This window comes from Arthrobacter sp. 05L45_2 (assembly GCF_056397525.1).
In genome coordinates this window covers 1-9,644 of record NZ_JBFTNO010000116.1, presented here as the reverse complement: position 1 = coordinate 9,644, position 9,644 = coordinate 1, and the positions used below count along the sequence as shown (strand labels likewise).

The following is a 9,644-nucleotide window of genomic DNA, read 5'->3' as shown; positions in this document are numbered from 1 at the left end:
GTCCAGGATCTCGCCGAGTAGCAGGCACTTGGCCGAGTAATGAGCGCTTAAACGAAAGTGCCGCCGTCGGGTCCCTGACCCAAAGGCGGCACTTCGGCATCCCTCGCCGAGGAAAGCCCTAGGAAAGCTTGGCTGGCAGCGTAGTCGGCTTGAACGCTGGCCTCGTGGCCTCGTATGCGGTGATGTCCTCTTCATGCTGCAGGGTCAGGCCAATGTCGTCCAGACCCTCCAAGAGGCGCCAGCGGGTGTAATCGTCAATTTCGAACGGTGCCACGACGTTGCCGCACTCCACCGTCTTGGACACGAGGTCAACCCGAACCTCGGTACCCGGCGCATTCTCCAGTACCTTCCAGATCAGCTCGATGTCGTCCTGGGCAACCTCGGCAGCAAGAAGTCCCTGTTTGCCGGAATTGCCGCGGAAGATGTCGGCGAACCGGGAGGACAGGACGGCTTTGAACCCGTAATCCTTCAGTGCCCAGACGGCGTGCTCGCGTGATGATCCTGTGCCGAAGTCCGGACCGGCCACCAGGACCGAGCCGGCGCTGAACGGCTCCTGATTCAAAATGAAGGCCGGATCCTTGCGCCAGGCCGAGAACAGGGCGTCTTCGAAGCCGGTCCGTGTGATGCGCTTGAGGTAGACGGCGGGGATGATCTGGTCGGTGTCGACGTTGCTCTGACGCAGCGGGACACCGATGCCGGTGTGGGTGGTGAACTTTTCCATGGCGGATCCTTCGGGGCTGTGGGGACCGGGGCGGGCCTGACGGGAGGCTAGACCGCTGCGGCGTGGCGGGCGGAGGCTTCGGGCGCCGGATCAAGGTCCGATGGTGAGCTCAGCGTGCCGCGCACCGCCGTCGCGGCCGCCACGACAGGCGAGACCAGGTGGGTGCGGCCGCCCTTGCCCTGGCGTCCTTCGAAGTTGCGGTTGGAGGTGGAGGCGCAGCGCTCTCCCACCTCCAGCTGGTCCGGGTTCATTCCCAGGCACATGGAGCAGCCGGCGAAGCGCCACTCCGCGCCGAAGTCGGTGAAGACCTTGTCCAGGCCCTCGGCCTCGGCCTCTAGCCGCACGCGGGCAGACCCCGGGACCACCAGCATGCGGACATCCGGGTCCTTGGTGCGGCCGCGGATGATGTCCGCAGCGGCCCGGAGGTCTTCCATCCGGGAGTTGGTGCAGGAGCCGAGGAAGACGGTGTCCACGCGGATGTCCTTCATGGGCGTGCCCGCCTCGAGGCCCATGTACTGCAGTGCCCGTTCGGCGGCGGCCTTGGCGTTCTCGTCGCCGAAGTCCGCGGGCGCCGGGACCTTGGCGGACAGCGAAACGCCCTGGCCGGGGTTGGTCCCCCACGTCACGAACGGTTCCAGGGTGTCGGCGTCGAGGTCCACCTCGACGTCGAACGCCGCGTCATCGTCGGTGCGCAGCGTGTTCCAGTATTCGACGGCAGAGTCCCAGTCCGCACCCTCGGGTGCGTGCGGGCGGCCGTGCATGTAGTCATACGTCGTCTGGTCCGGGGCAACCAAACCGGCCCGGGCACCGGCCTCGATGGACATGTTGCAGATGGTCATGCGGGCTTCCATGGACAGCGCCCGGATGGCAGATCCGCGGTATTCCAGGACATAGCCCTGCCCGCCGCCGGTCCCGATCTTGGCAATCACGGCCAGGATGATGTCCTTGGCGCTGACGCCGGGGCGCAGGGTCCCCTCGACGTTGATCGCCATGGTTTTGAACGGCTTCAGGGAGAGGGTCTGCGTGGCCATAACGTGCTCCACTTCGGAGGTGCCGATGCCCATCGCGAGGGCCCCAAAAGCGCCGTGGGTGGAGGTGTGGGAGTCGCCGCAGACCACCGTCATGCCCGGCTGAGTGAGACCCAGCTGCGGTCCCACCACGTGCACGATTCCCTGTTCGGCGTCGCCGAGGGAGTGCAGGCGGACGCCGAACTCCTTGCAGTTGTTGCGCAGGGTCTCGATCTGGGTCCGGCTGGTCAGGTCCGCGATTGGCTTGTCGATGGCCAGCGTGGGAGTGTTGTGGTCCTCAGTAGCGATGGTGAGGTCCGGCCGGCGAAGCTTGCGGCCAGCGAGCCGCAGCCCCTCGAAAGCCTGCGGGGAGGTCACTTCGTGCACGAGGTGAAGATCGATGAAGAGGAGGTCCGGCTGGGCACCGGCGCCTTCGCCGTCCCCCTTGCGCACCACGTGYGCGTCCCAGACTTTCTCGGCCAATGTCTTTGCCACGGCCTGCTCCCTTCACTGCTGTTTTCACCTCGGGATTGCCTGCGTTGCTCCGCGACAGATCCCGTTTCGGCGGGTTGATGAGTTCCACTGAAGCAGGACTGTTACCGAATACGCCAGCGCAATGATTTGCATCTCAGATATTGAGACGGCAATATCATTACATGGACAATTCTAGTGGCGTCGGCGTCATCGATAAAGCGGCCCATGTGCTCGATGCACTTGAGGCCGGCCCCACCACCCTGGCGCAGCTCGTTGCGGCTACCGGACTCGCGCGCCCCACGGTGCACCGCCTGGCCCTCGCGCTGGTCCATCACCGCCTGGTGAGCCGGGACATCCAGGGCCGGTTTGTACTCGGCAGCCGTCTGGTTGAACTTGCATCGGCCGCCGGTGAAGACCGGCTGATCGCCTCCGCCGGTCCGGTCTTAATGCAGCTTCGTGACGCCACCGGTGAAAGTGCCCAGATCTTCCGGCGCCAGGGCGACTGGCGCGTTTGTGTGGCCTCGGCGGAACGGCCCATCGGTCTCCGCGACACCATCCCGGTGGGCACCCAGCTGTCCATGAAGGCCGGCTCCGCCGCCCAGGTGCTGCTGGCCTGGGAAGATCACGACCGGCTCCTGGAGGGCCTCCAGGCCGCCCGCTTCACGCCTACTGTTCTGGCGGGAGTACGACGCCGGGGCTGGGCGCAGAGCCTCGGGGAACGTGAGCCGGGCGTCGCCTCCGTTTCGGCGCCGGTCCGCGGGCCTTCCGGACGCGTGATTGCCGCTGTGTCCATCTCCGGACCCATCGAACGCCTGACCCGCCAGCCCGGCCGCCTGCACGCCGAGGTGGTCTGCAACGCGGCCCGCGTCCTGACCGAAGCCCTGCGCAAGACCAACGACTAGGACCCCAACCGGCGGGCACCGCTAGGCTGTGGCCATGAACAGCTATGCGGTCTTCCTGCGCGGGGTCAACGTGGGCGGCATCAACATCAAGATGGCCGAGCTCAAAGAGGCCCTCAAATCACGGCCCTTCGAGGCGGTAAAGACCCTCCTGGCCAGCGGAAACGTTGTCCTTGCCAGCAAGCTCTCGGCCAGCCGGGTGAAGGCCGAGTTTGAGGCATGCCTGCGGGAGACCTTCGGCTACGACGCCTGGGTGGTGGTGTTGACCGCCGACCGGGTCGCCGCCCTGGTGGACGCCTGCCCCTACCCCGCCGACGACGCCGCAACCCACAGCTACGTGACCCTCTCCTCCGATACCGGAATCCTGACGGAACTCTTCGATGCGGGATGTGCGCTCGAGGGCGTCGAGCTGACGCGGCTGGGCCCCGAAGCCGTCGCGTGGCTGGCCCCAACGGGCGGCACCCTGGAGAGCCCGTTCAGTAAGCTCTCCGCCAAGGCAAAATACAAGGCCAGCACCACCACCCGGAACCTGCGCACCATGATTAAGGTTCGAGACGCCGCAGAACAGGCCTCGGGTTAGCCGCCGGGCAGCTCCCGCAGCAGTCAAACCGGTCAGCGGCCAGGCAGCCCCGACGGCCCGGCCGCGGCTTTCAGCGCGGCGTTGAAGGACTTGAGGCGGCTGACCTCGAGCTCCACCGGCTCCACCACGTACTCTTCCGCGACGACGGCGACCGCCGCCTGCAGCCGTTTCCTGGCCAGCCTGGCGCGTCCACGGGCTGCCGCACCTGCAATGAACTTCGCGGCCAGGGCCAGGACCAATCCCAGCAGCACTCCCCCGGCCACCATCACCGTAGGAACCGGCCAGCCCTCCACCCGGGGCACCTCCGGCACGGGAAGTTGGAAGTACCCCAAGGCCGCCAGCACTCCAAGCCAGCCCAGGCCGCCGAGCGCCACGAGCAAGCCCAGCCACTGGACCACGTTGAAAGCCGTCCACCACCACGAGCTACGCCCCGCCTTGAGGTCCGTTCCCGCGACTGCCTGGTCCAGCGCGTCCGGGAGCCGCTCACGGCCCTCCCTGGCGGCACCACGGATAACGGCGCGCCAGGGGCCGGGCGCGCCGTCGGACGCCGCGTCGGCAAATTCCCGCACGGCCGCGTCGGTGCGCGCCCGCTCCGGTGCCCCGGCAGGGGGCAACGAGGTCCGGTTCAACTCGGGCCGCTCCCCGGTCCGGCGCAGGTTCAGCCGGCGCAGCGGGTCCGGCCGGAACCGGACCAGCCAGCGGGTTACCGGCCAGCCGGTCCGGCGGGTGGCCTCCTGCCGGTAGGAGCGGGCCACTGCATCCACCACCAACGGGACATTCGCGGCCACCGCCAGTTCGCCGGCCAGCCGGTCGCGGCTACCGGACCGGACCCCGGCTGCGTCGCCCGTCCCGGAAGCCTCGGCCAGCCGGACTGCAGCCCGGTCAACATCTGCGGCCAGGCGCTGTGAGAGGGCCAGCCGTTGCATCACGACGTGCCGGATGGCGGCCCGGACTTTGTCGACACCGGTCCCGACCACGGCAGAGGCGCCGAGGACCTGGACTTTGCCCAGTCCGTCGCGCGCCAGGATGCCCTTCAGGGACTCCAGTACGGGGCGGATTTCGTGCTCGGGTAGCCTGTCGATCTGGTTGAGGACCACCAGGGTGACGGCGGCATGCGAGGCGAGGGGCGCAAGGAAATCATTGTGGACGGCGGCGTCGGCGTATTTCTGCGGGTCCAGCACCCACACCAGGACGTCCACCAGCCCCACCATGCGCTGCACAATCTCGCGGTTCGCCGCCCGGGTCGAGTCAAAGTCCGGCAGGTCCAGCAGGATGAGTCCGGTGGAGTCGTCGGCAAAACCGATCACCGGGGCGGCGTGGTGCCGGTTGCTGACCTCCAGCCAGTCAAGGAGCCCGTCGCTGCCTTCGGCGCCCCAGATACCGGCGAGCGGCTCGGACGTGGTGGGACGCCGCGCGGCCGCCGTCGCAATCTCCGCGCCGCTCACGGCGTTGAACAAGGAGGACTTTCCGCTGCCGGTCGCGCCGAAGAACCCGACGACGGTGTGGTCCGCCGATAGCGACCGGCGGGAGCTCGCCCGCTCCAGGATGTCGAGCACCTCATCCAGGGTTTCGTCCGGGAGGGCGCCGTCGGCGAGTTCCCGAGCTTCGTTGAGGGCATCGAGCCGCCGGTCCAATGTTGACGCCTCTTTAGCGGCGGCGTGGCGGATCATGCCGCCGCCAGCCGGCCGAGCGCCGCGGCGTGGTCAGAGAGTACAGCAGGTGGCGCCGCGTCGGGCAGCTCGAGCCGGACCAGGAAGCGTTCCTGCTCGGCCTCCAGCAGACGCTCGCACCTGGCCTGCAGATCCTCGCGGGCCGTTTTGGCGAGCCGGCGCACGGCGTCCTCGCCGAAGATGGCTTCGAGGACTCGCTGGCCAACGACGGCGGTGCCGCCGGCTACGCCGATCTCCAGTCCCGTCAGGCCCGCCGTCATGGAAAAGACGACGATCATCAGCGCCGCACCCAGGCCGTTGATGCCGAACGACAGCCAGCGGGCCTGGCTGCGTTTGCCTTGGCCCTCGGTCCGGATGAGTTCCATCAGGCTCCCCTGCCACCCCCGGATCTCGGCAGCCACGGCGTCGGCGAACCCCGCACTGGTGCCGGACAGGTCATCGGTGCCCAGCAGTTGCCGTCCGGCGGGATCCGAGCGCCAGCGCTGGTCGGCCTCTTCGGCGGCGTTGGCGGCCTCGTCGAGGATTACGGCCTGAAGGCCGGTTTCGATCGCTGTCTCCACCCGCACGGCCGGGGTGGGTTCACCCCGAAAAAATGCCCCCATACGGTCCCGCAGCCGTCCGATGTTCTGCTCCATCACCCGGAAGAACTCTCCCGTACCGACAAAGTCCTGCCAGCGGGCCAGGACCTCGCCGCGCAGCAGGGCACCGTCGCGGGTGGCTTCCATGATCCTGCGGACGGCGTCCGTGTAGGCGCTCGTGGCATCGCTGGCCAGTACACCGGCCGCACAGCGCTGGGCCGCCACCGCGCCGGCTACGGCCTCAACCCGCCCGGCCAGTGCCCTGACGGTGCCGTTGAGGGTCCGGCGGGCAATTGCTGAGCGGCCGGCGGCATCGGCGGCGAGCTCCTGGAGCCAGGACCGCAGCGGCGCTACGGCGTCGGCCGGCAACATTCCCATGCCGTCAAGGGCCACTTCGGGCACAACGAAGAGCCGTGCAGAGCCGAGTCCTTCGCGGTTGAGCATGGACCGGAGATCCGAGGCGACTTCCTCCTCGGCGGCTTGCGGTACCCGGTCCAGCACCACGGCCACCATGATGTCGCGTGAGGCGGCGTCCAGCAGGAGGCGCCACGGGACGGCGTCGGCGTACCGATTGGCAGYGGTGACAAAAACCCACAGGTCGGCAGCGGCGAGCAGTTGTCCGGCGAGCCTGCGGTTCTCATCCGAGATGGAATCGACGTCGGGGGCGTCCAGCAGGGCAATGCCCTCCGGTACGGCCGGATCGGCAGCGAGGACCAGCGAGGTGATGGCGGCAGGGTCTGGCGTGGGCCCGTCCTGGTTGGCGGGCAGCGGCGTGGCGACGACGGTGCCGCGGATCCGGCTCAGGCTCGGGAGCACGCGCTGATCCTCGAACCAGGCGGCGTCGTCGGGGTGGTGGAGCAGGATGGGCTGCCGGGTGGTGGGACGGATCGCGCCGGCCCGGGTGACCGCGTGGCCTACGAGTCCGTTGACCAGGGTGGACTTGCCGGCGCCGGTGGAACCGCCGACGACGGCGAGCAGGGGCGCGTCCAGACTGCGGTAACGGGGCAGGATGTAGTCGTCCAGCTGCGACAAGGCCTGGCGGATGTCCAGACGGGCAGCCTCGGCGCCGGCCAGGGCCAGCGGCAGGGACGCCGCGGACAGCTCCTGGCGCACCGCTTCAAGCAGCTCGACGGCGGCCGCCTGGCGTGCTGCGGCGGTCGGCTGCCCGGACGTCCCGGTACTTTCGTTGGCGCTCACAGCAACATCATGCCAGTTGGCTGGAGGCGGCCCGGGCGTTTCGGGCGTCGGAACAATGGTGCCGACAAACAAAAACGGCCCCGGGCGCTAAGCCCGGGACCGTTCTGATGGTGACCCCAGCGGGATTCGAACCCGCGTTACCGCCGTGAGAGGGCAGCGTACTAGGCCGCTATACGATGGGGCCRTGTACTCTCCAAACAGCATYTCTGCYRTTCRAGCCAAGYYAGTATTTCATAAACTCGGCTTTCGTTCCAAATCGGCGAGGCCGGTGTGGAACCCCTGATTTCCGCGTGATTCCGCGGAATTTTCAGAGCTGGGATACCAGGACTCGAACCTAGAATGACGGTACCAGAAACCGTAGTGTTGCCAATTACACCATATCCCAATGGAACTTTCGGGCCGGTCCTGCGGGTCCAAACCCGCGCTCCCAGCGCCTCAGCACGAGTAATTACTTTACCCGAGAGTTTTGCCCTGCACAAATCGGCGCACCGACTCCTCACCGCAGGGCCTGGGGACGCCCCCAGCGGCGCCTTTTTGGGATCCATCCGCCGAAAACCCTTGCCAATTCGACGCCAGCAAGTTTACGCTCGGTAAGTTACCAATGAGTAACAACCCCTCCCCCACCTGGCTGCGGGCAGAACAACGACCATTTTTGGATGTTAGCTGCATCACAGTTCCGGGGGGTCGGCAGCAGAGCCGCTGCCGGCGAGATCGTCGAGAGGAACAACCCGTGCCACAAAGCCGTGTCGCCACCGCCCCGCCCCGCACCCGGGCGCAACAGATCGCCATCGCCATTCTGGCCCTGCTGCTGATCGCCCTGCTGGCCTTCTACACTCTGGTCACCGGCCGCATCACGGATGGATCGGCCCGGCTCAACGACGGCGCGGGCCAGGCCGCCGCCGGGGCGCAACAGCTGAAGGACGGTGCCGGAAAACTGGCCACCGGCGCAGGCCAGGCCGACGTCGGTGCCGGGAAACTCTCCGACGGCGCCTCGAAGATCCAGGAAGGGATTGCGGGCAAGCTGGCCCCTGGCGCGCAAAAGCTCGACGCCGGGGCGCAAAGCCTCGCGACGGGAGCCGTCAAAATCCAGGCGGACGTCAACAACAAGCTGGCCCCGGGCGTCTACAAGGTGGACGACGGCGCGCAGAAACTTGCCGCCGGCGCCGTGCAGCTCTCCGCCGCCCTGACCCCTACGGCCTCCGGGACCGCGCCGAACAACCTTGGTGACGGCGCCACCCAGCTCGACGCCGGGGCTGCCAAACTGGCCGACGGAACCGGACGCCTTGCCGCGGGCACCACCCAGCTGAAGGCCGGCACCGACCAGCTCAAGGGCTACCGGGGCGCCAACAACAATCCCGAAGCCGGCACCGGCACCGCCGCACTGGCCCAGGCGCTGGAACTGCTCAAGGCCGCCGCAGACGACCCCATCCAGGGCCTTGCTCCGCTGGCCGTGGTCAAAGACAAGATTGCCAAGATCCTCGCGGGAGCCCAGCGGCTGGATGCGGGGGCCTCCCAGCTCCAGGCCGGCGCAGCCCAGCTCAATGGCGGCGCGTCCCAGCTCAACGCCGGCGCGGGCCAGCTCCACGCCGGGACCGGAAAGCTGACCGCAGGTTTCGCCACCCTCGCGCAGAAGCTCAACAGCCAGGACCCCAACGCCCCCGGCGTTGTCCTCGGCACCCAGCTCCTCGCAGCCGGAACGGCAAAGATCCGCGTTGGGATGGACGGCGTCCCCGGCGACCCCGAACACCCCGGCCTGCTCAAGGCCACTGCCCGGATGACCGACGGCACATCACGGCTGGCCGACGGTACRCAGTCGCTGAACACCGGCATCACCGGAGACCCCGCCGATCCGGCCAACCCGGGCCTGCTCAAGGGCTCCACGGCCCTCGCCAACGGCGCTTCGCAGCTCTCGGACGGCAACACGAAGCTGGCGTCGGGCTCCAACCTGCTCTCCACCGGGGCCGGCAAGCTGGCCGACGGTAACTCCCGGATCGCCGAGGGCACGGGCACGCTCTACTCGAGTGCGGCCGCAGTGTCGCCGTCGAACATGATCAAGGCTGACGTCGCCGTGGCCCTGGGCCTGGTGGTTCTCCTGGGCCTGGCCGCCGTCGGAGTCTTCCTTGCACTGCGCAACCGGAGGCTTACGCAGGAAACGGCCTAGACCGCACGCAGAACGGCCCGCCCGGAGGAATGGATCCTCCGGGCGGGCCGTTTTTGTTGCCGGTCAGGCCAGCAGATCCGTCAGGGATGCGACCTCGCGCCCGGCGAAGCCCGGTGCAGGCTCCCCGGTGCGGTTCAGCCATACGCCCACCAGGCCGGCCGCCGTCGAGCCCTCCGCGTCAAGGAGGCGGTTGTCGCCGACGTACAAAGTGTCCCCGGCGCCCGTGCCGAGCCTGCGGACTCCCTCGAGGTAGATCGCGGGATCGGGCTTCGGCACACCCACAGTGTCCGTCCCCACAAGGACCCCAATGCGCTCGAGCCCGGCGGCGTCCAGCTTCACCCGCTGGTTATCATGCAC

General features: G+C 68.2%; 8 protein-coding genes and 2 tRNA genes. 3 read left to right on the top strand and 7 right to left on the bottom strand.

Annotation, left to right across the window (positions count from 1 at the left end; translation table 11 throughout):
- Positions 1–118: 118 nt before the first annotated feature.
- Both leuD and leuC read right to left on the bottom strand, forming a co-directional pair.
- The gene (gene leuD, locus AC1DHD_RS10270) at positions 119–721 is read right to left on the bottom strand and encodes a 3-isopropylmalate dehydratase small subunit (RefSeq protein WP_476879618.1); all 603 of its coding nucleotides are present in this window, start codon (positions 719–721) and stop codon (positions 119–121) included.
- Positions 722–768: 47 nt separating this feature from the next.
- Positions 769–2,223: a 3-isopropylmalate dehydratase large subunit gene (leuC, locus tag AC1DHD_RS10265; protein WP_476879617.1), complete on the bottom strand. Its 1,455-nt coding sequence runs from the start codon at positions 2,221–2,223 to the stop codon at positions 769–771.
- Positions 2,224–2,384: 161 nt separating this feature from the next.
- Between leuC and AC1DHD_RS10260 the strand changes: the two genes are divergently transcribed.
- Together AC1DHD_RS10260 and AC1DHD_RS10255 are read left to right on the top strand one after the other, a co-directional pair.
- Positions 2,385–3,104, top strand: coding sequence for an IclR family transcriptional regulator (locus AC1DHD_RS10260; protein ID WP_175322958.1), 720 nt, complete (start codon positions 2,385–2,387; stop codon positions 3,102–3,104).
- 34 nt (positions 3,105–3,138) lie between these two features.
- Positions 3,139–3,681, top strand: coding sequence for a DUF1697 domain-containing protein (locus AC1DHD_RS10255; RefSeq protein WP_476879616.1), 543 nt, complete (start codon positions 3,139–3,141; stop codon positions 3,679–3,681).
- Between the two features lie 32 nt (positions 3,682–3,713).
- Here the strand turns inward: AC1DHD_RS10255 and AC1DHD_RS10250 are convergent, their stop codons facing one another.
- The 4 genes from AC1DHD_RS10250 to AC1DHD_RS10235 all read right to left on the bottom strand — a co-directional run bounded on the left by AC1DHD_RS10250 (position 3,714) and on the right by AC1DHD_RS10235 (position 7,511).
- Complete coding sequence (locus AC1DHD_RS10250) at positions 3,714–5,351, bottom strand: GTPase (protein ID WP_476879615.1); 1,638 nt, start codon at positions 5,349–5,351, stop codon at positions 3,714–3,716.
- A complete protein-coding gene (locus tag AC1DHD_RS10245; protein WP_476879614.1) occupies positions 5,348–7,126 on the bottom strand; it encodes a dynamin family protein in 1,779 nt (592 codons plus the stop codon). The genes AC1DHD_RS10250 and AC1DHD_RS10245 overlap by 4 nt, the downstream gene beginning before the upstream one ends.
- A 108-nt stretch (positions 7,127–7,234) precedes the next feature.
- Positions 7,235–7,310 (bottom strand) — tRNA-Glu (locus AC1DHD_RS10240).
- Between the two features lie 129 nt (positions 7,311–7,439).
- A tRNA-Gln gene (locus AC1DHD_RS10235) sits at positions 7,440–7,511 on the bottom strand.
- A gap of 345 nt (positions 7,512–7,856) precedes the next feature.
- Between AC1DHD_RS10235 and AC1DHD_RS10230 the strand changes: the two genes are divergently transcribed.
- Positions 7,857–9,287, top strand: a complete 1,431-nt coding sequence (locus AC1DHD_RS10230) for a hypothetical protein (RefSeq protein ID WP_476879613.1) — start codon at positions 7,857–7,859, stop codon at positions 9,285–9,287.
- A gap of 63 nt (positions 9,288–9,350) precedes the next feature.
- On the opposite strand, the gene AC1DHD_RS10225 is transcribed toward AC1DHD_RS10230, so the two are convergent.
- Positions 9,351–9,644: HAD family hydrolase (locus AC1DHD_RS10225; protein ID WP_476879612.1), on the bottom strand; the 294-nt coding region annotated here is incomplete at its 5' end.